Below are 24,671 nucleotides of genomic sequence, written 5' to 3' on the forward strand. Positions count from 1 at the left end.
ATCAAGGCACCCCCGCCTATTCCAAATAATCCTGAGCTGAATCCAACGACAAATGAAATCAATACCGCTGCCAACGGATGGTATCCATATGTAAACGCCTGTCCACTTTCCATTTTATGCGTTTTAACGATTTTTCCTTTTCCGGGCTTGAAAATCATCGGCTTCAAGCGGTCCTTCACCAATAAAACAATGGCCATGAATACCATGAACATTCCAAAATATAAGGAGAAGGCTTCGATATTCAGGCTTTTATTTACATAAGCCCCAATTATGCCGCCGGGGGCGCTGCCAATGAAGAAAATCAAGCCTGCCTTATAATCGACCACCTTATGCTTTACATACGCTAAAGTGGAGGATAAACCGGTGAAAATCATGATCACGGTAGAAACGCCTACCGCCACTTGTGGTGTCAATTCATCGATCATATGAGTCGATGTACCAAAATACAAAAGGGAAGGCACAATGATGATGCCGCCTCCCAGACCGACAAGAGAGCCGATTGTTCCCGCTATCAAACCAATACTTACCAATATCAACCAAACCATGTACAAATCCGCCTTTACCTTGTTGTCAGTCAAGCGCTCTTTAGCTAGCTTGTCTATCATCATCTTCATTAATTATATATCGCCGCTTAAAACAAACCAAGCTGCTTAGGAGCAAGCCCCTCATATTCAATGTCAAGCAGCTCGATCAATTGCTTGGCATTATCCGCGGCGTCTCCGCCTGAATTATTATTGAAAAGGACATATAAATCCTTGCACTGATCCTCCAACTTCCTGATATTCGCCACCCATTCAGTCAATTCACGATGATTATAACGGTATAAATACCTGACCTCCCGCCAATTGTCCCCCGCATGCTTCTTCTGCCAGCCATGCAGGTTTCGGCCATGGAAGCGTATCAAGGTTTTATCTCGATCCGTGGCCTGGAGGACGATAGGAACCGAGCCCTCCCCAGCCTGCGGTTCATCACATATCGTATGAATCCAGCCTTCCTTTTCGAGGAATTCCAAGGTTTGCTGGATCATGCCGGGTCTGTACCAGCTTTGATTCCGGAACTCTATAGCCACTGGCGTGTCGCCCATCTCAAGCTTGCACCACCTTAAATAATCGACATTCTCCCGCTTACAGTCAAACCATGGTGGAAATTGAAACAGGACCATCGCGAGCTTACCTGCCGTATCATAAGCCTCTAGGGAATCACGAAAGGCTTTGAACATATCCTTTTTACTTTCAAATGGAATTTCCCCGCGCTGATGTCCTGTCATCCCCTGATAAGCTTTAACGACAAATTGAAAGGAGGCAGGCGTCTCGGCTACCCACTTTTCACTGTTCCGCTTTGGCTGAACCGCATAAAACGATGCATCCACCTCCACGACAGGAAAATGGGCCCCATACTCCTTCAGTTTATCACGCTGGGACACTCCGCCATCATACAAACGATCATGATCGCCCCAGCCAGTCACACCCACATAAATCATCTGTACCTTCCCTCCCCTTTACACAGGCTTCGCTTACTATATTTTTACCCTGAGAAGGCGCATTTAATCTTGGTGTAACGCCAACCTCATCCCACTTAAAAAAGAAAGAACCTGCCAGTCTCCCCGGCAGGCTTTCGTATGAATGGATATGCTCTATCGCCTTACAGGCCGATCATTCTCCGTTGGAGCCTTCCATTTCGAACTTGATCGATTGAAGCTGACAATCTTTTTTTAGTCTAATGATAATACTCTTTTCAGATCGCATCAAGTTTTATGAATCAAGGTCCAGATTGCACCATTCCATCAAAAATCATAACAATTAAAAAGGAGACGAACTATTAAGTCCGTCTCCTTCACTTAGAGATAATCTGAATCGGCACAAGAACGCACGCTTCAAGATCCTTGTATTTAATTTATCCGATGGAGCCTTCCATTTCGAACTTGATCAGACGGTTCATTTCAACCGCATATTCCATTGGAAGTTCTTTTGTAAATGGCTCGATGAAGCCCATTACGATCATTTCCGTTGCTTCTTGCTCAGAGATTCCGCGGCTCATCAGGTAGAACAATTGCTCTTCCGATACTTTGGATACCTTCGCTTCATGTTCAAGAGAAATGTTATCGTTCAGAATTTCATTATAAGGGATTGTATCAGATGTAGACTGATTATCCATGATTAATGTATCACACTCAATGTTGGAACGAGCTCCATCCGCTTTACGTCCGAAGTGAACGATCCCACGGTAGGTTACTTTTCCGCCTTGTTTAGAAATTGATTTTGATACAATTGTTGAAGATGTATTTGGTGCAAGGTGAATCATTTTTGCTCCTGCATCTTGGTGTTGACCTTTGCCGGCAATAGCGATCGATAATGTCATACCGCGGGCGCCTTCACCTTTTAAGATGACTGCAGGATATTTCATTGTCAATTTGGAACCGATGTTACCATCAATCCATTCCATTGTAGCGTTAGCATCACAAACCGCACGTTTCGTAACCAAGTTAAACACGTTGTTTGCCCAGTTTTGAATCGTCGTGTAACGGCAGTAAGCATCTTTCTTAATGACGATTTCAACGACCGCACTATGAAGGGAGTTCGTCGTATAGACAGGTGCTGTACAACCTTCTACATAGTGAACGGATGCGCCTTCATCAACAATGATTAGCGTACGTTCGAATTGACCCATGTTTTCAGAGTTGATTCGGAAATAAGCTTGAAGCGGAGTATCCACTTTAACGCCTTTTGGTACATAGATGAAAGATCCACCTGACCATACTGCTGAATTCAAAGCCGAAAACTTGTTATCAGTAGGCGGAATCGTTTTACCGAAATGCTCACGGAAGATATCTTCGTTTTCACGAAGGGCCGAGTCCGTATCTTTAAATACGATACCCATATCTTCCAATTCCACTTTCATGCTGTGGTAAACCACTTCTGATTCATATTGAGCGGATACGCCAGCAAGATATTTTTGCTCAGCTTCAGGAATTCCCAATTTATCGAAAGTCTGTTTGATTTCGTCAGGAACTTCATCCCAAGATTTCTCTGATTTCTCTGATGGCTTCACATAGTATGTGATTTCATCAAAATTCAAGCTTTGCATGTCGCCGCCCCATTGTGGCATTGGCATATTGTAAAAATGCTCCAATGATTTCAAACGGAAATCAAGCATCCATTGCGGTTCATCTTTCATTCGTGAGATTTCTTCCACGATTTCTTTCGTCAGACCGCGCTTTGAACGGAAGATGGAAACATCTTTGTCCGCAAAGCCATATTTATAATCGCCGATATCAGGCATTTTCTTTGCCATAGCTCGTATTCCTCCATTTCAAATGGCTGAATTACAACAGCTCATTTTCAGTTAATTATTCCTTCAATCCCTTTTCCATGGCTTTCCAAGCTAGGGTCGCACACTTGATTCGGGCAGGGAATTTGGAAACACCTTGTAGGGCTTCAATATCCCCAAGGTCCATTTCATCGTCATATTCTTTTCCTTGGATCATCAAAGAAAAAGTCTCGGACATCGCTAGAGCCGCATCAACGTCTTTGCCCTTAATCGCTTGAGTCATCATTGAAGCCGAACTCATCGATATCGAGCAACCATCGCCATCGAATTTAACATCGCGAACTATGCCATCTTCAATCTTCATCGTTAAACGAATCCGATCGCCGCAAGTTGGATTATTCATATCGATCGTCATGCTGCCATCCTCTAGCATGCCCTTATTACGTGGTTTCTTATAATGATCCATAATGACCTGACGGTAAAGTGTATCTAGGTTATCAAAAGACATTGCTGAAATACTCCTTCGTTTTAACAAGCCCGGACACAAGCTTATCAATATCTTCTTCCGTGTTATAGAGATAGAAACTTGCTCTTGCTGTCGATGACACGTCAAGCCATTTCATTAGTGGCTGTGCGCAGTGATGACCGGCACGGACAGCAATTCCATCTGCATCTAGAACGGTAGCGACATCATGTGGATGTACGTCATTAATATTAAAGGTAACTACCCCTGCACGCTTTTCCCCATCTTTTGGACCGTAAATGGTCAAGCCTTCAACTGCAGACATTTTCTCGATCGCATATGCCGCCAGTTTGTGTTCATGACGTTCTATATGATCCAAGCCGATTTCTTCCAAGAAATCAATGGCAGCACCAAGACCGATGGCACCGGCAATGATAGGAGTACCGCCTTCGAATTTCCACGGGAGTTCTTTCCATGTGGACTCATGAAGCCCTACAAAATCGATCATCTCTCCGCCGAATTCGACCGGCTCCATTTTTTCAAGAAGTTCTTTTTTACCATATAATACGCCGATACCCGTCGGTCCGACCATTTTATGGCCTGAGAAGGCGAAGAAATCACAATCCAAATCGCGGACATCCACTTTTAAGTGAGGTGTGCTTTGTGCCCCGTCGACAACCATGATTGCACCGTGTTCATGGGCAATTTTCGCGATTTCCTTCACAGGGTTGATAACGCCAAGTACATTCGAAACCTGCATGATGGAAACGATTTTCGTTGCATCGGTAATGGTGGCCCTTGCATCATCAAGGGAAATCGTACCATCCTCTTGAAGCGGAAGATACTTCAGTACGGCACCTTTTTCTTTTGCAAGCTGCTGCCACGGGATGATATTACTATGATGCTCCATGTAAGAGATGACGATTTCGTCACCCTCCCTTACATTGGCTCCACCGTAACTTCTTGCTACCGTATTTAAAGAAGTCGTCGTACCTCGCGTGAAGATGATTTCTTCAGTAGAAGAAGCGTTAATGAATTTCCGCACCTTTTCACGTGCACCTTCATACGCATCCGTAGCTTTTGTTCCTAGTGTATGCACTCCGCGGTGAACATTCGAGTTGTAGCCGCGGTAATATTGCTCAATCGCTTCAATCACTGCAGCCGGTTTTTGAGAGGTTGCAGCACTATCCAAATAAACTAATGGCTGACCGTTGACTTCTTGATCTAATATTGGAAAAAGCTTACGAATTTCGTATGGGTTCATTACTGTACTTTCCTTTCAATGACCGCGACTAATTGCTTTTTAACTCCCTCAATTGGAAGCTGGTTGACAACAGGGGCCAAGAATCCGTGAATGACAAGCCGTTCGGCTTCTTTCTTCGTAATCCCACGGCTCATTAGATAATACAGTTGAAGCGGATCGACACGGCCGACAGAAGCGGCGTGACCAGCCGTTACGTCATCCTCATCAATCAATAGGATCGGATTGGCATCCCCACGTGCTTTATCACTCAGCATAAGCACACGTGATTCTTGTTCGGCATTGGCTTTAGTAGCACCATACTCTATTTTCCCGATTCCATTGAAAATCGTGGAGGCACTGTCCTTCACAACACCATGCTTAAGGATATGTCCCTCGGAACGCTTGCCATAATGGATGATGGCAGTCGTGAAGTTTTGCTTTTGCTCCCCGCGGCCGACTACAACGGATTTAGTATCCCCATGTGAGCCATCGCCCATCAGGTACGTTATATTATCCGAAATCGTATTACCGTCATTCATGAGACCAAGGGCAAATTCGATATGAGCATCACGTGCTGCCACACCACGGCGGTTAACATAGGTCGTAAAGCCTTTTGATAACGTATCGACCGCTCCGTATTCAACCTTCGCATTTGCATTGGCAAATACTTCGGTTACGATATTGGCGATTCCTTCATTAGATTCAACAGTCGAGAAATAGTTCTCTACATATGTTACCGAGCTATTATCTTCCGCTACGATCAATACATGGTTGAAAAGTGTAGCATCTGGATCATCCAGCAGGAATACCGATTGGATCGGTTCCTTGATTTCCACATTTTTCGGAACATAAAGGAATGCTCCCCCATTGACTAATGCAGCATGCAGTGCCGTTAGACGATGCTCATCTACTTTGACGCCGTCCTTCATGAAATATTTTTTCACGAGGTCAGAATGATCACGAGCCGCCGTGAAAATATCCGTGAAAATGACGCCTTGTTCCTTCACGCTGGCAGTTAGGTTGATATGTGCCGGCGTGTTGTTGCGTTGAATGTATAAGTTTCCATTTTCTTCAATGATGGACTTGATTTCTTCCGGAAGCTCTTCCAATGAAGCAAAAGCTTCACTTTGAACCGCATGAGTCTTGAAGGAAGTAAAGTTCCATTTGTCGATTTTCGTTTTATCCGGCTTTGGCATCGGCAGCTTTTCCAATTCCGAAAAAGCTTGAATCCGAAGCTCCGAAAGCCAGGCTGGCTCATTATTTTTAGCTGAATAAGAGCTGATATCCTCTTGTTCAAACGGTAATTTCGTTTCTGTAGTCATTGCAAATCCTCCTACTTACGCTTCTTCGCCAACAGTTTCGTCTTCAATGCCCAATTCTTGTTTGATCCAATCATAACCTTCCGCTTCCAAGCGGGCAGCTAGCTCTGGACCACCTGATTTCACGACGCGTCCTTGCATCATGACATGGACAAAATCAGGAGTGATGTAATTTAATAGACGTTGGTAATGAGTGATGATCAAGCAGCCAAAGTCTTCTCCGCGCATTTCGTTGATCCCTTTTGAAACGACTTTAAGTGCATCGATATCAAGCCCTGAGTCAATCTCATCCAAAATGGCGATTTTAGGCTGAATCATCATTAATTGAAGAATTTCATTGCGTTTTTTCTCTCCGCCGGAGAATCCTTCGTTTAAATAACGTTGGGCCATATCTTCATCCATTTCAAGGAATTCCATTTTTTGATCCATTTGACGGATGAATTTCATCAATGAAATTTCGTCGCCTTCTTCACGGCGAGCGTTGATGGAAGAACGTAAGAAGTCAGCATTGGTAACCCCGCTGATTTCACTTGGATATTGCATAGCAAGGAATAGTCCGACACGAGCACGCTCGTCGACTTCCATTTCCAAAACATCTTCACCATCAAATGTGATGCTTCCGCTTGTTACTTCATATTTTGGATGACCCATGATTGCTGATGATAAAGTGGATTTACCAGTTCCGTTAGGTCCCATGATTGCATGGATTTCCCCGCCCTTAACTTCAAGGTTTACCCCTTTTAAAATCTCTTTGCCCTCAATTGATACGTGAAGATCTTTAACCGTTAATGTAGAAGCTGACATAATAATACCTCCGTGAACTAATTCCTATTTTATTACCAGAAAGTAAGGTTAACTTTCTCAACTATAATTATCGTAAAAAACATTCTCACTTTATTCTCATTCCAATTTTATAACAAATCCAATTTGGAATCAACTAATATAGAGAGGGTTTCCACTTCTTGCATGGTGAAAACCTGTCCTATTGACAGGATACTAACAGTTATAGCCCATTTCCAGCAAAATAAGACTTATTTTATCCTTTGTTAAAATTATCTTATTATTCGGGAAATCTTCGTCCTTACTAATATATGAACGGAAGGTTACGATTGTAAGGCATGATCGTTCCACTTCGAAAAAGAAAAAAAATCGGCCTGTCAGGCATTATGTAAGTTACCAAATAAGGATACCCTTATTTTCTGGACCACTTACCATTTTACCTCTACAGACCGATCTTTTAAAGAGTTCTTTTTATATGCTTAGCCGTGAATTTTACGTTGTAGGTCCAGGACCATTTTGTTGCACTTTTCATGTTCCCTATCTCGTTCTTTCTCAACCTCGATACGGAGGTCTAAGTTTCTACTGTACTCACTGTATCCAATCCCATGTGAAGACTGCATCGCCTTTTCCATTTCGCTTGTTACATTCAAATCTAGAGTATTGATAGTGAACCATCCTTTCAAATTTGTGAATCAATTTATTGCCTTCATTATTCCTTTACCCTTCACTTTCATCATTAAACATGAAAAGTAAATAGTTTTGGAGGAGTTGTACATCAAATTCGATGCATAAACCAAATTCACGAATAAATGGTCCTAATTCACGAATAAAACGGCTAAATTCACGAGTAAAAGCACGAAACTGACGAGAAACGGCCTCAAATTCGATGCAAAGTCTAAATTCCCGAGTAAAACTTCGCATAATCAAAAAAGGTTCCGGAATGAAATCATTCCGGAACCTTTTTGTAGAATTATTTATCCGCCGGTACAACTGCACCTTTGTATTCTTTAAGGATGAAATCTTTAATTTCTTTGGAATGCAATACTTCCACTAACGTCTTGATCGCTTTTTTATTTTCATCGCCTTTGTTAACAGCAATGACATTCACATATGGTGATTCGGAATCTTCAATCGCAATCGAATCTTTCAATGGATTCAAGCCGGCATCGATTGCATAGTTGGAGTTGATCAACACAGCATCACCTTCGCCGCTTTCATAGATTTTCGGAAGTAATGCCGCTTCGTATTCAGCATCGAATTTAAGGTTATTCTTATTTTCAATGATGTCTTTCGTTGTAGCTGTCGTTTTATCGATGCCTTCTTTCAACTTGATGAGGCCATTTTTTTCTAATAGAGATAAAGCACGGCCATGGTCAGCGACGGAACTGCTTAAGATGATCGTTGCTCCTTTAGGAAGCTTATCGATGCTTTTATATTTTTTTGAATATAAGCCGATCGGCTCGATATGAATGGCGCCCGCATTGACGAAATCATATCCATTTTCTTTAATTGCCGACTCCAAGAAAGGCAAGTGTTGGAAATAGTTTGCATCCAATTCCTTATCATTCAGCGCCTTATTCGGTAAAACGTAGTCTTGGAATGTTTTGATTTCCAAGTCGATGCCTTTTTCTTTAAGAATTGGCTTCGCTTTTTCAAGGATTTCGGCATGCGGAACATTGGATGCCCCTACGACCAATTTCTCGGTATCGCTGCCGCTTTTTTTGTCCTTGTCGCTTCCGCAAGCTGCCAAAGCGATCGATAATACTAAAATTAACGCAAATCCTAAAAACTTCTTCATCTTATTCATCTCCCTTTATCTTTTGTCCAATTTGGATGTAATCACATCTCCAATAATCTGAATTATGAAGACGATAATTAGAATAACGATTGTCGCTACGAGCGTAACGTCATTTTGACTTCTTTGGTAACCTTCCAAATAGGCCAGATTCCCAAGCCCGCCGGCACCGATGACCCCTGCCATTGCGGTATAGCCGACTAATGCGATCGATGTTACCGTGATCCCTGAAACGAGGGCGGGCATCGACTCTGGAAGAAGGACCTTCCAAATGATCGTGCTCGTTTTGGCCCCCATCGATTTAGCGGCTTCGATTACGCCTTTATCGATTTCACGAAGACCGATTTCCACCATACGTGCATAAAACGGGGCTGCTCCGATAATGAGTGCTGGCAGCGCCGCATTCACGCCGATCATGGAACCGACTAGCGCTTTGGTGAATGGAATGAGCAGTACGATCAAGATAATGAATGGAATCGATCGGAATATATTAACGAGAGCACTGATGATCCCGTTCGCGGTCCGATTTTGCCACATATTTCCTTTACCTGTCAGAAACAGGACCAAGCCCAATAGTATCCCGATAAAGAAAGTCGCCACTACAGAGATGCTTGTCATATACAATGTTTCTTTTGTTGCCTCAATCATTTTTTCCCAATCCATATTCGGCAATAATTCTTCAAGCATGAGTGATCACCTCCACGCCTACCTGCTGTGCTTTAACGAATTCGATTGCGCGGAGCATTTCATCCTCTGTACCATCAAGGTGAATGAACAACGTTCCATATGAGCCGCTTCTTGTTTGGGATATCTTACCTTGAACGATGTTGACATCCAACTCGAAGTTGCGTACGAGCTTGGTTATCAAAGGGCTTTCCGCATGGTCACCGACGAAAGTCAATTGAATCACTTTACCTGCAGGATAGCGTTCGAACAAATGGTCCATCGTTTCCTTCGTTTCTTCTGGCTCCGTCACCTGCTGCACGAATCGCTTCGTCATCTGTTCCTGAGGATTCCTGAACACATCGAGGACTGGACCTTGTTCAACGACCTGCCCGTTTTCCATCACGGCCACACGATGACAGATTTTCCGGATCACATGCATTTCATGTGTGATCAAGACAATCGTTAACCCAAGTCGCTGATTGATATCAACGAGCAATTCGAGTATGGAATCCGTGGTCTGTGGGTCCAGAGCGGAAGTCGCTTCATCACACAATAGAACTTTCGGATCATTGGCAAGGGCCCTTGCGATTCCGACCCTTTGCTTTTGTCCGCCGCTTAGCTGCGAGGGATACGCCTTTTCCCTGCCTTCAAGTCCGACCAGTTTGATCAATTCATTGACTCGTTTCATCCGTTCAGATTTTGAAACCCCTGCAATTTCCAACGGGAAGGAAATGTTTTCCTGAACGGTTCTGGACCATAATAAATTGAAATGCTGGAATATCATGCTGATTTCCTGGCGGGCCTTACGAAGGTTAGCCCCTTTAATTTTGGAAATTTCCTTATCTGCTACGACAACCGTCCCCTCGCTCGGTGTCTCCAAGCCATTGAGCATTCTTATCAGCGTACTTTTCCCTGCCCCACTGTATCCAATGATGCCGAAAATCTCGCCTTTATTTATGTCAACGTTCACGTTATTTACAGCCTTGATCGTCCCGCCGTTTCCTTTTCCTGTTCGAAACAGCTTACTGACGTTGGTCAATGTAATCATTCATGCTCACCTCTTTTATCCAATAAAACCTATGAACTTAGTTGATTTATCTACATTATCCAGCTTTTAATCTTTTACCAAGCGTGCACATGCTTATGGTTTCCTAAATTTTAAAAATAAAAAAACCTTTCTGCATGAGCAGAAAGGCAGGTAAAAAAGCTGGCCTTTCCCTCATCTTCCAAAGTGTTTACACTTTGTGTGAATTGGCACCTTTCCAAGGAAAAACCTCCTTGTCGGTTGCCGGGCTTCATCGGGCACATCCCTCCACCTCTCTTGATAAGAGCTAATATATAGAATATTTGTACACCATTACGTTCATTAGTATGGAGAAATTCTATCACAGATAAAAAAGGAGTGCAATGTATATTATTTCTAACAAAAAAAGTTTAGGACTACTTTCTTAAATCGATTGGGATGTCACCGAAACGATATCCGTCGCTTTTTGTATTGCCTGCTCTAAATCTTCTATTAAGTCATCTACATTTTCTATTCCGATGGATAGACGGACTTGATCGGCGCTCACTCCAGATTTCGCCAATCCCGCATCGTTCAGCTGTTGATGGGTGGTGCTGGCGGGGTGGATGATTAAACTCTTCGCATCTCCCACATTTGCCACATGGGACCACAACTCCACCGAATTGATGAGCCTTGCCCCTGCTTCACGGTCTCCTTGAATCCCAAAGGTCACCACGGCTCCCGCACCCTTAGGCAGATATTTATCCGCAAGCGGCTTATCTGGATGGTCCTCATTGGCTGGATATGATACCCATTTCACAGCAGGGTGGTTTTTCAAGTATTGTATGATGGTCTTGGTGTTTGCAAGATGCTCTTTCATCCTTACATGCAGCGTTTCAAGACCAAGCGTAAACTGGAAAGCACTTTGGGCACTTAACGCAGGTCCTAAATCGCGGAGCAATTGCACCCGGGCTTTTGTAATGAAGGCCGCAGGGCCCACTGCATCGGCATAAACCAAGCCGTCGTAGCTTGGGTCAGGCTCCGTGAAACCGGGGAAGTTCGGCGAGTTCCAGTTGAAATTGCCTCCATCCACGATGACACCGCCTAAAGTCGTTCCATTACCCAAAAGCCACTTCGTTGCGGAATGGATGACGATATCCGCTCCAAAATCGATCGGTCTGCAAAGATACGGAGTAGCGAAGGTGTTATCGATGATCAATGGGATGTGGGCTTCGTGTGCGATCTTTGCCACCGCTTCAATATCGAGGACCCGCAAACTTGGATTTCCAATCGTTTCTGCGAATATGGCCTTTGTTCTTGGCGTAATTGCCCTTTTAAAATTCTCAGGATCATCAGGAGAAACGAATTTCACTTTAATTCCGTATTTAGGAAGGGTGTTTTCGAAAAGGTTATATGTTCCCCCATACAAGGTAGAGGCCGAAACGATTTCATCCCCTGCACCGGCAATATTGAGGATTGACAGTGAAATGGCAGCCATTCCGCTTGCTGTGGCCAATCCGCCGATTCCGCCTTCCAATAATGCCATTCTCTCCTCAAAAACGCTGACAGTTGGATTATGGAGACGTGTATATATATATCCCGTTTCCTTTAGACCAAATAAATTGGCTGCATGATCGGTATCTTTGAACAAGTATGCATTGCTTTGGTAAATGGGTACGGCACGTGCTCCAGTCCCATCTGCTTGCAGGCCACCATGAACACTCAATGTTTCGAAACGCAATTTTTTATCTGACATACGCCTTCTCCTCTTCCTATATGGATTTCATTGAAAAAATATAAGCGGCCTTGGGAACGGTTCTTCACTCAAACAAAAAAACCGCTTCCACAAGAAGAGGCTTTCATACACACCTCATCTTCCAGAGTCAACACTCTGCTGGAATTAGCACCGTATATATGTATACCGGTTGCCGGGCTTCGTCGGGCCAGTCCCTCCGCCACTCTTGATAAGAACTATTAAATTTTGACCTTTACATGCAACAGCTTTCCACATTCAAAATATAGCATTTTACCATTATCCAGTCAATCAATTGTAAGAATATTCTTTGTTTTTTTATTCTGCCACTCTACCTGTTTGCTATAAAGCCAAGAACCCAATCCGGTTTCCGTTTGGGTTTCTCAGCTGATTTCCTTAAGCAATCCATACAGATACGGAACGGATTGAAAGGCATATATCTTTTTATACAGTTGTCCTTCCTTGAACAGCAATAAACATGGCACACTTTCGATTTCATATGTTTCGGCCATCCCTTGGACATAGTTCATATTCATTTTGCCTGCTATCATTTCCGGGAATAATTGCAGTGATATCGTCAGCATTTTCGACGCCACCTGACACGTGCCACATAAAGGCGTGTATAAATATAGACAAAAGGTTTCCCCGTTTTCAATAGCAACCCGGCATTTTTCCTCATTCCATTCCTGCATCACTAAGTCGTTCACCCTTTAACTTAAAAATTTCATTTTAACATTCATGTTGGCAGCCAGAAGTACAGTTGCAATATGATGTTCCGGTGAGCTTTCCACTTCTTTGTACATTTTATTAATGTAAAGGTGGTTCGCTTCCGGCATTTCCCTTCGAAATTGCTTGCGCAGTTTTTCTCCTGATTCATCTGCGTCAAAAAGGAGATACACATCCCGGTCCATCAATTCCTCCACCAATTCATCCAGTTTAGTGATTGAAATGGTTCCATTCGTACATCTTATTTCCACATCTTCATTTAAAACGGAGGCAACCTTTTTTCTGTCGGAACTGCCCTCTACAATGATCACCTTATCGAAATCGCCGCATTCCATGTCATCACTCCATTTCACGAATTATGTGGACAACCGCCAAGTACAAAAGGAAAAAGAGAGCAGACCCTGTTCAGGGGCCCCTCTCCTTCGTTTTACCCGTTGATCAAGCTTTCATATTCTTCCGCGCTCATAAGTCCTTCAACATCACTGCTGTTCGTTGGTTCTACGACGATCATCCATGCTTTTTCAAAAGGAGATTCATTCACATATTCAGGGTTGTCACTTAACTCATCGTTCACTTCGACAACCTTGCCGCTGATCGGAGCATAAAGCTCAGAAACGGTCTTTACCGATTCAACGCTTCCAAATGGCTCGTTGGCTTTAAGCTCGTCTCCAATTTCAGGAAGCTCGACGAAAACGATGTCCCCTAGCTCTGATTGGGCAAAAGCCGTTATCCCGATACGCACAGTTCCATCTTCCGTTTTGACCCATTCATGTTCTTTAGTGTAACGAAGTTCTTTTGGTGTTGTTGTCATTATTAATTCCCTCCATATGTATAGCTTATTTTTCTATTACATTATAAGGTAGAAATATTATTTAAGTAAGGAATTAACCAAATTTTTGTATAATTTTAGTTCCATACCTGTTCGAATTGCTCTTCTTTGAAACCTACTGTCACTTTCGTACCATCCGTAACAATCGGCCTTTTCAGAAGCATCCCATCAGTCGCCAATATATCAAGCATTTCGGCTTCGGTAGCTTCCTTAACCTTATCCTTCAAGCCCAGCTCGCGATATTTTTGTCCGCTAGTATTGAAAAACTTCTTCAACTCCAACCCGCTCGATTTATACAATTGTTCAATTTCGGTTCGGGAAGGCGGATTTTCCGCTATATGGATCGCTTCATATTGCAGTTCATGATGATCCAACCACTTCTTCGCATTGCGGCATGTGCCGCATTTTGGGTACCAGTATAATATTAAGCCCATCGTTTCACCACCTATCAATAGAATACCCGTTTTCACCAAGCAATACAACGAAATGCACCGGATTCGAACAAAGGAAATAAAGGGAATGCCCATTGCGGACATTCCCTTCATTGAACCATTTCATTGCTTATAGCGCGTATTTTTCCGTTTCGATTACTTTGACGGAGGCTTCACGTTTTTTCGCAATGACATTGATTGGGGTATGTCTTGTCAACTTGCGAAGCGAAGAAAGCATGATGCGTAAAGTATCACCCGTTTCTACGGCAATCAAGGTTTCCTTTGCATGCTGTTCAAGTTCGTTGAATGCTTCTTGAACGAAAATTTCAGTGTAAAGCACCTTTTGTTTGTTCTTCTCCAAACCAGTGGCCGCAATCGCTTTTTCCGTACGTAATACGACCGATTCCGCAGCATACGCAAGCGATACTATGTCCGCAATGTTGGAAAGGATTTCTTGCTCTTGATCAAGATTTTTGCCGAACTTCTGTGCAGCGAGGCCAGCTGCCAAAATACCAATTTTCTTGGCGTTTCTAACAAGCATTTTTTCTTGTGCCAAAGGCTCGTCGCCAGGCTCTTCCGGCATCATCATCATTAATTCTTCCTGCAGTCCTTGAGCCTTTTGAAGAAGCGGCAATTCCCCTTTAAGAGCCTTCTTCAGGAACGTCCCCGGAACAAGCAGGCGATTGATTTCATTCGTACCTTCAAAGATCCGGTTAATGCGGGAATCACGATACGCTTTTTCAATTTCGTATTCCTGCATGAAACCATAACCGCCATGTAGCTGAACGCCTTCGTCCGTTACGTAATCCAATACTTCGGAAGCGAAGAATTTATTCAATGAACACTCGATCGCATATTCTGCAACCGCAGCCGCCATTGATTTGCCATCTTTCACTTGTTCGTCCGTCAGCTTGCTTTGCCTTTGTTCGTAAAGACCGACAGTACGGTATACCGAGCTTTCCGCTGCATAAATTTTTGCAGCCATCGTTGCAAGCTTCTCCTTAGTCAAATTAAAATCGGAAATTTTCGTTTTGAACTGTTGGCGTTGATTCGTATAAGCAGCTGTAATTTCAAGAGCGCGTTTAGATCCGCCGACAGCACCCACACCTAATTTATAACGGCCGATATTCAAGATATTGAAAGCGATGACGTGTCCTTTACCGGCTACACCCAAAAGATTTTCGACGGGCACCTGAACATCTTCAAGGATTAAAGTACGGGTAGAAGAGCTTTTGATGCCCATTTTCTTCTCTTCCGCACCAGTGGATACACCCTTATATTCACGCTCGACAATGAAGGCCGAGAATTGTTCGCCATCGATTTTGGCGTATACAACGAAGACATCCGCAAAGCCTGCATTAGTGATCCATTGTTTTTCTCCATTTAAAATATAGTGTGTGCCTTCGGCATTCAATTTCGCTGTCGTTTTCGCTCCTAGAGCATCAGATCCCGAGCTTGGCTCCGTTAAAGCATATGCGGCAATTTTTTCACCAGTTGCCAATAAAGGGAGATATTTTTTCTTTTGTTCTTCATTGCCGAATAATACGATTGGCAATGAACCGATCCCTACATGTGCACCATGCGTAATGCCAAAGCCGCCTGAAAGAGCCATTTTTTCCGTTATTAACGCAGAACTGATTTTATCAAGTCCCAACCCGCTATATTCCTCAGGAACATCAGCACCCAATAAACCAATTTCACCTGCATCTTTCAGTAATTTTACCGAACGGTCAAATTCGTGGTTTTCTATATGTTCAACTTGCGGCAAAATTTCATTCAAAACGAAATCTTCAGTAGTTTTGGCGATCATTTTATGTTCATCTGTATAATCTTCCGGTGTAAATACTTGATCATACGTAATATCTTCTACTAAAAATGCTCCACCTTTAATGAGGTTTTCTGTTGTTTGATTGGACATATTATTTCCTCCTAAATGAATAATGATCATTAAATCCTCCGGAAGCAGCTGAAGGCTTCCTGGAGGATGGAATTATGCTAATAATTCAAAGACTCCAGCAGCACCCATACCGCCGCCGATACACATTGTCACGACTCCGAATTGCTGGTTTCTGCGCTTCATTTCATGTAAAAGGCTCAATGTCAATTTGGCTCCCGAACAGCCAAGCGGATGTCCTAAGGCAATCGCTCCCCCATTCACATTGACAATCTCTTCATTCAATCCGAGCTCACGAATGATCTGGATCGATTGAGAAGCGAAGGCTTCATTCAATTCAAACAAACCAATATCGGATAGTTCAAGACCCGCTAGTTTCAAAGCTTTCGGAATGGCAGCGATCGGACCGATCCCCATAATCTCTGGTGGAACCCCTGCCACTGCAAAGGAACGGAACTTTCCAATCGGCTTCATTCCCAATGAAGATGCCTTTTCCCCATCCATGACCATGACCGCCGCAGCTCCATCACTCGTTTGCGATGAATTCCCTGCCGTGACCGATCCGGTAACGGAGAATGCTGGTCTCAGTTTTTTTAATACGTCCGTCGTCGTTCCTGCACGCACGCCTTCATCTTGTGCAAATGTGAATGACTTTTCCTTCAATTTAAGATCTGGCCCAACCGAGCGAAGGGTTACATCAACCGGTACGATTTCGTCGTTAAATTTCCCTTCGGCAATGGCCTTGGCCGCCCTTTGGTGGCTTCTTACTGCAAAGGCATCTTGATCGTCACGGGAGATGCCATATTTTTTTGCAACAGCCTCAGCCGTGTGGCCCATCCCCATATAATATTCAGGGGCTGTTTCCGCAAGCTGCGCATTCGGACGTGTCACATGTCCCATCATCGGTACAAGGCTCATCGACTCTGCACCGCCGGCAATGACCGTATCGCTTTGCCCGAGCATGATTCTCTCCGCTCCATACGCAATGCTTTGAAGCCCGCTTGAGCAATAACGATTGATGGTTATGGCCGGTACTGTGTAAGGCAATCCTGCCAACGCGCCGATGTTGCGCGCCATGTTCAGTCCTTGCTCCGCCTCGGGCATCGCACAGCCGATAATCAGATCATCAATGTTCCCTTCATAATTCCCTGCACGTTTTAACGTTTCCTTTACAACCAATGCTCCTAGGTCATCTGGACGAACATTAGCAAGAGAACCTTTCTTCGCTCTTCCTACCGGAGTCCTTGCTCCAGCAACTATTACCGCTTCTTTCATGAGGATCCCCCTAACTCATTTTTAAGCTATCAATCCATTAAGCTTCTTTTTTGTTTTCACCATCTATTCCAGCCATACATCAGTTGCGAAGTGGTTTCCCTTTAACGAGCATGTGCTGCATCCTTGCTTGGGATTTCGGAGTCGATATCAGTTTCAGGAACGCTTGTTTCTCAAGGTTCAAGATATACTGTTCATCCACTTCCGTACCATATGGAAGTTTGCCCCCGGAGAGGACGTATGCAAGCTCTTTCGCTATCACAAGATCATGTTCGGATAAGAATCCGGAAAGGCGCATCGATTCCGCCCCCAATAGAAGTGCGGCATATCCCGTTTCGCCCACGACAGGAATCTTCGTCCGGACTGGAGCGGTATACCCTTGTTCATGCATGGAAAGTACTGCCTGCTTCGCATCATACAGCTGATGGTCCGCATTCACGCTGATTCCATCAGTGGAATTGAGGAAATTGTTCCCGCGTGCCTCCTCGGCTGATGTCGAAACTTTTGCCATCGCGACCGTTTCAAAAACTTGGTTGGCGACTTTCTGCAAGTCAAAGTCAACGCCCTTTGGCATATTCTTCAACGTTTTCACGTAAAGCTCCTTCGTTCCGCCACCGCCTGGGATCAACCCGACACCAGCTTCGACAAGGCCCATATATGTTTCTGTCGTAGCCTGGATGCGTGCAGCAGGAAGCGATACTTCGGCACCGCCGCCAAGAGTCATATTGAACGGAGCCACCACTACAGGAACGGCACTGTACTTAATTTTCAGCATGGCCTTTTGGAATTGGCTGATGACCATATCCAGTTCAAAAATATTGTCATCCTGCGCTTCCATCAGCATCATCGCAATATTGGCGCCTACACAGAAGTTTTTGCCTTGATTTCCGATTACCAAGCCTTTGTAATTCGCTTCCGCTTCATCGACTGCCGCATTGATCATTTGCATGATGTCGAGACCGATTGCATTATTCGGAGATGTGAATTCCAGCAGAGCCACTCCATCGCCTATATCGATCAAGCTTGCACCGCTGTTTTTCTTGATGACGCCCTTTTGCTTTTTGATCGCTTTAAGATTGATCACTTTAGGGTTTTCGACAAGCTCTTTATATTCACCATTATCATAGTAATGTTTGATGCCATTTTCCTCTTTATAGAATGAAGTGATTCCTTTGGCGAGCATTTCCTTCACCCATTGTGGGACCGTGACGCCCTCGGATTCCATCCTTGCCACGGATTTCTCTACACCGATGGCATCCCAAGTTTCAAAAGGACCCGTGGACCATCCGAAGCCCCATTTCATCGCTTGATCGATTGCCACGATATCATCGGCGATGTCGCCAAGCAGCTGGGCAGAGTACACAAGCACCGGATTCAGCACGTTCCATAGCAATTGTCCGGCTCGGTCATCACTATAAACAAGCGCTTTCATTTTGTTTGCCAAGCCCTTGGCCTGTTTAGCCATTTCAATGGAAGGCGTTTTTAGTTTCTTTCGTGCTTCATACTCAAGAGTCTCGGGATTCAATTCCAGGATCTCCTTGCCCTTTTTCAAGAAGAAGCCTTGGCCTGACTTGCTTCCAAGCCACCCCTTCTCTAGCATTTCTTTCATGAAAGCAGGAATGCTGAAAACTTCTTTTTCTTCCCCGTCCACTTGGTCATAAACGTTTTTCGCAACATGGGCGAAAGTATCCAAGCCAACTACATCGAGTGTACGGAAAGTCGCGCTAGTGGCCCTTCCGATCAGCGGGCCGGTTACGGAATCGACTTCACCAACACTGTAGCCGCCTTTTTGCATTTCCCGGAGAGTGACCAACAAGCCGTAGGTGCCAATCCGGTTTGCGATGAAGTTTGGTGTATCCTTGGCTTCGACGACCCCTTTTCCGAGTACATCCTCGCCAAATTGTTTCATATATTCAAGCACTTCTGGTGAAGTTGCCTTAGTAGGTATGATTTCCAGCAATTTTAGGTAGCGCGGCGGATTGAAGAAGTGTGTTCCAAGGAAATGTTTTTGGAAATCCTCTGAACGGCCTTCTTTCATCGCCTCGATTGAAATTCCGGATGTATTCGACGAAATGATGCTTCCAGGCTTACGATGCTCATCAACTTGGGCAAAGACACTTTTCTTCACTTCCAGCTTCTCGACGACCACTTCGATGACCCAATCGACATCCTTTAAACGGCTAATATCATCTACCAGGTTTCCCGCCTCGATCAACGCAAGATTTCCCTTTGCCGATAGCGGTGCCGGCTTTTGTTTTAAAAGCTTAGTAATCGCAGTTTGACTGATGCGGTTACGTACTTGTTTATGTTCTAATGTTAGTCCCTTTTTCTTTTCATCCTCTGTAAGTTCACGAGGTACAATATCCAATAATAAAGTCGGAATGCCGATGTTAGCAAGGTGTGCAGCAATCCCTGATCCCATAACTCCTGACCCTAGAACAGCAGCCTTTCGTATTTGTCGAACCAAGTTCATATCCCCCTTACGCAATGTATTGAATGAATGCTCATTCATTTTTAATCCAAAAAAATTTTGAATATTTTTTCTTATTACTAATATAGAATATATTTGGAAATTCCGCAATGATTAAACAGGAAAAAAATATTTTTTTATCCATCTTCCTTTGGTTATTTCTTCACTATTCAGTAGAAAATAACGAGCAGGAGGTGACCTATAAAATGAAACGTAAAAATAATCCTTCCAAAGCGGCTGTTAGTGCAGCAAGCGTCAAAGGCAATGCCGGCCCTGGCGGCGAACGTCAGCATGGGATCAACAAAGTGAACAGCCAGAACAATCAGTTCAAAAAATAAACGCCCTTCACGGGAGCCGACCCACATCCGGGGCGGCTCCCAATTGCTATCTCCTGAATAACCCCTTTAAAACGAAAACAACATTGGCCGGTCTCTCCGCAAGACGGCGCATGAAATATCCATACCAATCCGTTCCATATGGAACATAAACCCTGACCTTGTATCCTTCTTCGACGAGCTCAAGCTGCTTTTCATTACGGATGCCATACAACATTTGAAATTCAAATGAATCACTCGCGATTCCGTGAGCCTTCACCAGTTCCTTCGTATAATCAATGATCTTATCGTCATGTGTGGCAACCGCTGTGTAATTTCCATTCAATACATGCTGCTTGATGATTTTCTTGAAATTTTCATCGACAGCTTTTTTCTCGGCAAACGCCACTTCCTTAGATTCTTTATAAGCTCCCTTAACAAGCCTTAGATTCGGATGATAGGCATTCAGCTCGGCAATATCCTTTTCCGTCCGATATAAATAAGCCTGTATGACAGTCCCTAATTCATTATATTCAGCCTTTAAGCTTTTGAATACATCCAAAGTCGGCTGACAGCGCGGAAAATCTTCCATATCTAAAGTGACGAAAACATGATTGTCCTTGGCTTCTTCCAAAATCCTCCTCATATTATCCATGACCACTCGTTCGGACACATCCAAGCCCATCGATGTCAACTTCAAAGAAAGCTGTGAATCCAACTTCTCTCTGCCGATCATGCGAATGGCTTCAATACACTGATCTGCCATCTGCCTTGCCTCTTGTTCGTCCTCGATGAATTCCCCTAAATAATCGATGGTTACAGCAAGCCCCTTCCGGTTTAAATCGGCAATGACAGCCAAGGCCAATTCCAATGACTCCCCAGCAACGAAACGAGATGCCCCGAACCGCAGCCCATATTTCTTGGCTGCCCTCGTCATGCTTTTATTTTTGGACAAAAACAAGAAAAGTCTCTTCATCATTCGCTCCATCTGCATTCCCCTCCAAATGATTTTTCGGAAAATAGATGCACAAGATCATTTTACCATTTAATTCAATTTCCAAATATTCAGAAGCAAGAATAAAAAGTTTCACCCGGGGAAAATTAAAGGCGTTTAATGAACACTCAAAGGAGGCAGGATGAATGGAACAGCAAAATTCTTTTAACAGCCAACAGCAGTCCACAGGCTATATGAAGCAGCCGCCGGAAATGGTATCGGTAAAAGACAGCTTATACCTGAGCGATATGCTTTCATGGAATCTCAATGCGATCAAAAAAGCTCATTTCTTTGCCACACAATGCAAAGATCCTCAAATCATCGACGCATTAAATCGCTGTGGACTCATGCATCAGCGTCATTACGATACGATTTTGAACCATTTGGACCCAAACCAAACTCAAAGTCAACAACAATTCCAATAAGGAGGGTTCTTGATGCCCAATCAAAACAAAGTCCAAAACCCAGAAACTCCCGTGGCAAAAACCCCGCAAATGAACGACCGGGACTTTATAAATGATATGCTCACTACCGAGAAATACTTCTGTAACTCCTTATCTGTTTCCTTGCATGAAATGAGCAACCAAATTTTATTCCAAGACATTTTCTCCATTTCGAAAGAAAACCAAGAAATGCAAAGGGAACTCTATAACATCATGTTCGAAAAAGGCTGGTACGGCTTAGAAAAAGCGCAGCCTGACAGCTTAAGCCAATCCTATCAGCAATTTTCAGGATACAAAAGCCAATTCCCATACGGCTCGAACATTCAATAATGATCACTGGAGGAGCTGGCTTTCAGCTCCTTTTGCCTTTCTGCAAACAAAGCCGGCCCCCGATAATGCGCGAGGAAAACGCCTCATTTTATCGGTTAACTCTGAATTTGCGAGTAAACTCCCCATTTTCGCGGGTAAAACCGTCAAACCCTAGAGTAAGCGCGCCATCTTCGCCAGGTTTCCCTCCATATTTCGGCCAGAACCCTTGATTTTCTTGAGAAAACGCCTCATTTTTTCGGTAAACTCTGAATTCGCGAGTAAACTCCTCGATTTCGCGAATAAAACCACTAAATTCGCGAATAAACACTCCAAATTCGCGAGTAAAACCGCCAAACTCGCGAATAAACTCCCCATCTTCGCCAGGTTTCCCTCCATTTTTCGTCCAGATCTCTTGATTTTCTTGAGAAAACGCCTCATTTTTTCGGAAAACTCTGAATTTGCGAGTAAAACCGCCAAACTCGCGAATAAACTCCCCATCTTCGCCAGGTTTCCCTTCATTTTTCGTCCAGAAGAAGACGCTCTAAAATATAGGCAACACCCACACTAACCCAGATACGCCCCAAAAACTTTTTGCGAAGTTTTTCTTCTGCTCAAAAAAAACACCCCTTATAAAGGGGTGCATCAAGATGGTCCGTTTTTTCTTTAAATGTCGGTTGAGAACATGTACTTCTTATAGTGATACCGGATGCTGAATATCAAGCCCATGGCCATCATATTACCCATTAGCGAGCTTCCTCCATAGCTGATGAATGGAAGCGGGATGCCGGTAATCGGTAAAAGACCGACCGTCATGCCGATATTTTGAAAGACATGGAACGTCAGCATGCTTATGACTCCAACACAGATATATGTATAGAAGTTATTTTTCGTATCCATCCCCGTCTTGGTGATGTGATATATCAATAGGAAGAACAAGGAGATTATGATACTTGAGCCGATGAAGCCAAATTCTTCACCGATGATACTGAAAATGAAATCCGAATGACTCTCGGGTAGATACACTTCCCTTGAGCCGATGCCTTTTCCAGTTGTCTGGCCTGAGCCGATGGCCAATAAGGACTTGGTTAAGTGATACCCTTCCGCGCTCGCATAGTTGTATGGGTCGAGCCAGGAATAGATCCGGCCAAACTGATAGGTTTTTACCCCTAGGTATTTTTCCAGGATCTCCGGTTTCCAAAGGACAAAGTAGAGGATTGTCGAAGCGACGACGATCCCGCCTGAAATGATTGGCAGTAGGATTTTCCAGGATATCCCTGATATGAAAATCATGCCGATCATGATGGACAGGATGACAAGTCCAGTGCCCAAATCCGGCTGTTGCATGATTAACATGAGCGGGGCACCGGTGACAATGCCAATCTTGATGAGCAGCCAAAAGTCCGTTTGAATGGTTTTCAGCGTGTTTTTTAGATGATGGTTCGAGATGACATTTGCCAAGGCTAAAATCAGGAAAACCTTCATGAATTCCGAGGGCTGAATCGAGCCGATTCCTGGAATGACGAACCAGCTTCTTGCACCATTTATATTAGGTACGATGGTGGTTGGCATAAGGATCAGCAAAAACAGCAAAAACAATCCGAAGCCGTAGGCATACCAGGATATCTTTTTTAACTGATCTGAATCAAGCGTGATAAAACCCAAAACGATTCCAATTCCTACTATATACCAAAAAATTTGTTTAATTAAAAAGTTTTCCGCGTACTGTCCAGTCGTTTGGGCACTGTAGATCGCTAAGCAGCTTCCAACGCATAATAACAGCAATATCGTGACCAAAGAAAAATCAATTCGTGATGAAAATTTATTCTGTTCTTCCATACTTAACTCTCCCTTAAAAAGGCTCCTGCAATACATCTTCAAATACACTTATTCATTATACTTTAAACAAATAAAATCACAACTATATCGAAGAATAGTTTACGGGCCAATCCGCATGGAGCCTTTCATACAGGAAAATTAAGCGTGAATTCCCTTGGATTTCCTTCGTTTCAATAATCTGCTCACCAATCCATGGCCAGGGGAAAAGAGAAAGGCCAACCCGAATAAGGAAGCGGCTGCACCCACCATACATCCGGATATCGAGGCATCCAAAATGGTAGCTGAGTAGTAACCGATGACAGAACTTAACACGCCGATCACGATACTGACTTTGATCATCCCGCTTAAACGCTCTGACAATAAATATGCCGTCGCAGCGGGAATGATGAGCATTCCAACCACTAAAATCGAACCTACACTATCAAAAGAAGCTACGGTAGTCATCGAAATGAGGCTCATCAATAAATAATGAAACAACAGAACCGGAATCCCCATGGCGGCGGCAAGTGCCGGATCGAAGGATACAAGCTTGAACTGTTTGAAGAAAACGAAAATCAAGATGAGGTTCAGGATAAAGCAGCTCCCCACAATCCAAACGGCTTTCGGCCCGGCCTCTATTCCGCCAATTGTCATCGTGTTCCACGGAGTATAGGCGATTTCCCCGTACAGGACGTGCTCAAGGTCAAAATCTATTTGTTGCGTATACAAGCTCACCAGTACGATTCCCGCGGCGAAGAGTGAGGTGAAGACGATGCCGATTGCCGCGTCGGATTGAACGCCGGAAGATTGGAAAAGCTGGATCAAGAATACTGTAAGCAAACCTAGCGCCGCTGCCCCGATCAGCATCGGAATGGAGTCACGGGT

General features: G+C 43.9%; 24 protein-coding genes and 2 riboswitches. Of the genes, 3 read left to right on the forward strand and 21 right to left on the reverse strand.

Annotation, left to right across the window (positions count from 1 at the left end; genetic code table 11):
• The 18 genes from CVN76_RS20245 to CVN76_RS20335 form a co-directional block, all read right to left on the reverse strand.
• Positions 1 to 614: sulfite exporter TauE/SafE family protein (locus CVN76_RS20245; protein ID WP_232732378.1), on the reverse strand; the 614-nt coding region annotated here is incomplete at its 3' end.
• A gap of 17 nt (positions 615 to 631) precedes the next feature.
• Entirely contained in the window at positions 632 to 1,480 is an 849-nt protein-coding gene (locus CVN76_RS20250; RefSeq protein ID WP_100532802.1) for a DUF72 domain-containing protein, read from the reverse strand.
• A gap of 413 nt (positions 1,481 to 1,893) precedes the next feature.
• Positions 1,894 to 3,291: a Fe-S cluster assembly protein SufB gene (gene sufB, locus CVN76_RS20255; protein ID WP_057912107.1), complete on the reverse strand. Its 1,398-nt coding sequence runs from the start codon at positions 3,289 to 3,291 to the stop codon at positions 1,894 to 1,896.
• A 55-nt stretch (positions 3,292 to 3,346) separates the two neighbouring features.
• Positions 3,347 to 3,775, reverse strand: coding sequence for a Fe-S cluster assembly sulfur transfer protein SufU (sufU, locus tag CVN76_RS20260; protein ID WP_100532803.1), 429 nt, complete (start codon positions 3,773 to 3,775; stop codon positions 3,347 to 3,349).
• Positions 3,765 to 4,994, reverse strand: a complete 1,230-nt coding sequence (locus CVN76_RS20265; RefSeq protein WP_100532804.1) for a cysteine desulfurase — start codon at positions 4,992 to 4,994, stop codon at positions 3,765 to 3,767. Before CVN76_RS20265 ends, sufU begins: the two co-directional genes overlap by 11 nt.
• Positions 4,994 to 6,295 (reverse strand): Fe-S cluster assembly protein SufD, encoded by a 1,302-nt coding sequence (gene sufD, locus CVN76_RS20270; protein WP_100532805.1) that lies wholly within the window; start codon positions 6,293 to 6,295, stop codon positions 4,994 to 4,996. The genes CVN76_RS20265 and sufD overlap by 1 nt, the downstream gene beginning before the upstream one ends.
• A gap of 15 nt (positions 6,296 to 6,310) precedes the next feature.
• The gene (gene sufC / locus CVN76_RS20275; RefSeq protein WP_034310141.1) at positions 6,311 to 7,096 is read right to left on the reverse strand and encodes a Fe-S cluster assembly ATPase SufC; all 786 of its coding nucleotides are present in this window, start codon (positions 7,094 to 7,096) and stop codon (positions 6,311 to 6,313) included.
• A 946-nt stretch (positions 7,097 to 8,042) separates the two neighbouring features.
• Positions 8,043 to 8,870, reverse strand: coding sequence for a MetQ/NlpA family ABC transporter substrate-binding protein (locus CVN76_RS20285; protein WP_100532806.1), 828 nt, complete (start codon positions 8,868 to 8,870; stop codon positions 8,043 to 8,045).
• A gap of 15 nt (positions 8,871 to 8,885) precedes the next feature.
• On the reverse strand, positions 8,886 to 9,554 hold the full coding sequence (locus tag CVN76_RS20290) for a methionine ABC transporter permease (RefSeq protein ID WP_100532807.1): 669 nt from the start codon (positions 9,552 to 9,554) through the stop codon (positions 8,886 to 8,888).
• Complete coding sequence (locus CVN76_RS20295; RefSeq protein WP_100532808.1) at positions 9,547 to 10,581, reverse strand: methionine ABC transporter ATP-binding protein; 1,035 nt, start codon at positions 10,579 to 10,581, stop codon at positions 9,547 to 9,549. Before CVN76_RS20295 ends, CVN76_RS20290 begins: the two co-directional genes overlap by 8 nt.
• 168 nt (positions 10,582 to 10,749) lie before the next feature.
• A riboswitch (SAM riboswitch) is annotated at positions 10,750 to 10,864 on the reverse strand.
• Positions 10,865 to 10,981: 117 nt separating this feature from the next.
• Entirely contained in the window at positions 10,982 to 12,292 is a 1,311-nt protein-coding gene (locus tag CVN76_RS20300) for an O-acetylhomoserine aminocarboxypropyltransferase/cysteine synthase family protein (protein WP_198512605.1), read from the reverse strand.
• Positions 12,293 to 12,403: 111 nt separating this feature from the next.
• Positions 12,404 to 12,507: riboswitch (SAM riboswitch) on the reverse strand.
• Positions 12,508 to 12,672: 165 nt separating this feature from the next.
• Positions 12,673 to 12,981 (reverse strand): thioredoxin family protein, encoded by a 309-nt coding sequence (locus CVN76_RS20305; RefSeq protein WP_100532809.1) that lies wholly within the window; start codon positions 12,979 to 12,981, stop codon positions 12,673 to 12,675.
• Between the two features lie 18 nt (positions 12,982 to 12,999).
• Entirely contained in the window at positions 13,000 to 13,350 is a 351-nt protein-coding gene (locus CVN76_RS20310) for a toprim domain-containing protein (RefSeq protein WP_100532810.1), read from the reverse strand.
• A gap of 92 nt (positions 13,351 to 13,442) precedes the next feature.
• Entirely contained in the window at positions 13,443 to 13,826 is a 384-nt protein-coding gene (gene gcvH, locus CVN76_RS20315) for a glycine cleavage system protein GcvH (protein WP_100532811.1), read from the reverse strand.
• A 95-nt stretch (positions 13,827 to 13,921) separates the two neighbouring features.
• Positions 13,922 to 14,278 (reverse strand): arsenate reductase family protein, encoded by a 357-nt coding sequence (locus CVN76_RS20320; RefSeq protein ID WP_100530604.1) that lies wholly within the window; start codon positions 14,276 to 14,278, stop codon positions 13,922 to 13,924.
• Positions 14,279 to 14,405: 127 nt separating this feature from the next.
• Positions 14,406 to 16,193 (reverse strand): acyl-CoA dehydrogenase family protein, encoded by a 1,788-nt coding sequence (locus CVN76_RS20325; RefSeq protein ID WP_100532812.1) that lies wholly within the window; start codon positions 16,191 to 16,193, stop codon positions 14,406 to 14,408.
• A 72-nt stretch (positions 16,194 to 16,265) separates the two neighbouring features.
• On the reverse strand, positions 16,266 to 17,444 hold the full coding sequence (locus CVN76_RS20330) for an acetyl-CoA C-acetyltransferase (protein WP_100532813.1): 1,179 nt from the start codon (positions 17,442 to 17,444) through the stop codon (positions 16,266 to 16,268).
• A 79-nt stretch (positions 17,445 to 17,523) separates the two neighbouring features.
• The gene (locus tag CVN76_RS20335) at positions 17,524 to 19,908 is read right to left on the reverse strand and encodes a 3-hydroxyacyl-CoA dehydrogenase/enoyl-CoA hydratase family protein (RefSeq protein ID WP_100532819.1); all 2,385 of its coding nucleotides are present in this window, start codon (positions 19,906 to 19,908) and stop codon (positions 17,524 to 17,526) included.
• A 209-nt stretch (positions 19,909 to 20,117) separates the two neighbouring features.
• On the opposite strand from CVN76_RS20335, the gene CVN76_RS20340 reads away from it, so the two are divergent.
• Complete coding sequence (locus tag CVN76_RS20340) at positions 20,118 to 20,249, forward strand: YuzL family protein (RefSeq protein WP_100532820.1); 132 nt, start codon at positions 20,118 to 20,120, stop codon at positions 20,247 to 20,249.
• A 46-nt stretch (positions 20,250 to 20,295) separates the two neighbouring features.
• Here CVN76_RS20340 and CVN76_RS20345 read toward each other — a convergent pair whose 3' ends face one another.
• Positions 20,296 to 21,213: a proline dehydrogenase family protein gene (locus CVN76_RS20345; protein ID WP_100532814.1), complete on the reverse strand. Its 918-nt coding sequence runs from the start codon at positions 21,211 to 21,213 to the stop codon at positions 20,296 to 20,298.
• Positions 21,214 to 21,365: 152 nt separating this feature from the next.
• Between CVN76_RS20345 and CVN76_RS20350 the strand changes: the two genes are divergently transcribed.
• Together CVN76_RS20350 and CVN76_RS20355 are read left to right on the forward strand one after the other, a co-directional pair.
• Positions 21,366 to 21,644 (forward strand): hypothetical protein, encoded by a 279-nt coding sequence (locus tag CVN76_RS20350; RefSeq protein ID WP_198512606.1) that lies wholly within the window; start codon positions 21,366 to 21,368, stop codon positions 21,642 to 21,644.
• A 12-nt stretch (positions 21,645 to 21,656) separates the two neighbouring features.
• Positions 21,657 to 21,992, forward strand: coding sequence for a spore coat protein (locus CVN76_RS20355; protein ID WP_100532815.1), 336 nt, complete (start codon positions 21,657 to 21,659; stop codon positions 21,990 to 21,992).
• 642 nt (positions 21,993 to 22,634) lie between these two features.
• On the opposite strand, the gene CVN76_RS20365 is transcribed toward CVN76_RS20355, so the two are convergent.
• Positions 22,635 to 23,807, reverse strand: a complete 1,173-nt coding sequence (locus CVN76_RS20365) for an FtsW/RodA/SpoVE family cell cycle protein (RefSeq protein WP_100532817.1) — start codon at positions 23,805 to 23,807, stop codon at positions 22,635 to 22,637.
• Positions 23,808 to 23,945: 138 nt separating this feature from the next.
• The coding region (locus CVN76_RS20370) for a metal ABC transporter permease (protein WP_100532822.1) at positions 23,946 to 24,671 on the reverse strand (726 nt) is incomplete at its 5' end.

The organism is Bacillus sp. mrc49, assembly GCF_002803435.1.

Bases quoted from the DNA above. Each gene is read 5' to 3' on its own strand.
- CVN76_RS20250 (WP_100532802.1), bottom strand. From the start codon at position 1,480: ATGATTTATGTGGGTGTGACTGGCTGGGGCGATCATGATCGTTTGTAT.
- sufB (WP_057912107.1), bottom strand. From the start codon at position 3,291: ATGGCAAAGAAAATGCCTGATATCGGCGATTATAAATATGGCTTTGCG.
- sufU (WP_100532803.1), bottom strand. From the start codon at position 3,775: ATGTCTTTTGATAACCTAGATACACTTTACCGTCAGGTCATTATGGAT.
- CVN76_RS20265 (WP_100532804.1), bottom strand. From the start codon at position 4,994: ATGAACCCATACGAAATTCGTAAGCTTTTTCCAATATTAGATCAAGAA.
- sufD (WP_100532805.1), bottom strand. From the start codon at position 6,295: ATGACTACAGAAACGAAATTACCGTTTGAACAAGAGGATATCAGCTCT.
- sufC (WP_034310141.1), bottom strand. From the start codon at position 7,096: ATGTCAGCTTCTACATTAACGGTTAAAGATCTTCACGTATCAATTGAG.
- CVN76_RS20285 (WP_100532806.1), bottom strand. From the start codon at position 8,870: ATGAAGAAGTTTTTAGGATTTGCGTTAATTTTAGTATTATCGATCGCT.
- CVN76_RS20290 (WP_100532807.1), bottom strand. From the start codon at position 9,554: ATGCTTGAAGAATTATTGCCGAATATGGATTGGGAAAAAATGATTGAG.
- CVN76_RS20295 (WP_100532808.1), bottom strand. From the start codon at position 10,581: ATGATTACATTGACCAACGTCAGTAAGCTGTTTCGAACAGGAAAAGGA.
- CVN76_RS20300 (WP_198512605.1), bottom strand. From the start codon at position 12,292: ATGTCAGATAAAAAATTGCGTTTCGAAACATTGAGTGTTCATGGTGGC.
- CVN76_RS20305 (WP_100532809.1), bottom strand. From the start codon at position 12,981: ATGCAGGAATGGAATGAGGAAAAATGCCGGGTTGCTATTGAAAACGGG.
- CVN76_RS20310 (WP_100532810.1), bottom strand. From the start codon at position 13,350: ATGGAATGCGGCGATTTCGATAAGGTGATCATTGTAGAGGGCAGTTCC.
- gcvH (WP_100532811.1), bottom strand. From the start codon at position 13,826: ATGACAACAACACCAAAAGAACTTCGTTACACTAAAGAACATGAATGG.
- CVN76_RS20320 (WP_100530604.1), bottom strand. From the start codon at position 14,278: ATGGGCTTAATATTATACTGGTACCCAAAATGCGGCACATGCCGCAAT.
- CVN76_RS20325 (WP_100532812.1), bottom strand. From the start codon at position 16,193: ATGTCCAATCAAACAACAGAAAACCTCATTAAAGGTGGAGCATTTTTA.
- CVN76_RS20330 (WP_100532813.1), bottom strand. From the start codon at position 17,444: ATGAAAGAAGCGGTAATAGTTGCTGGAGCAAGGACTCCGGTAGGAAGA.
- CVN76_RS20340 (WP_100532820.1), top strand. From the start codon at position 20,118: ATGAAACGTAAAAATAATCCTTCCAAAGCGGCTGTTAGTGCAGCAAGC.
- CVN76_RS20345 (WP_100532814.1), bottom strand. From the start codon at position 21,213: ATGGAGCGAATGATGAAGAGACTTTTCTTGTTTTTGTCCAAAAATAAA.
- CVN76_RS20350 (WP_198512606.1), top strand. From the start codon at position 21,366: ATGGAACAGCAAAATTCTTTTAACAGCCAACAGCAGTCCACAGGCTAT.
- CVN76_RS20355 (WP_100532815.1), top strand. From the start codon at position 21,657: ATGCCCAATCAAAACAAAGTCCAAAACCCAGAAACTCCCGTGGCAAAA.
- CVN76_RS20365 (WP_100532817.1), bottom strand. From the start codon at position 23,807: ATGGAAGAACAGAATAAATTTTCATCACGAATTGATTTTTCTTTGGTC.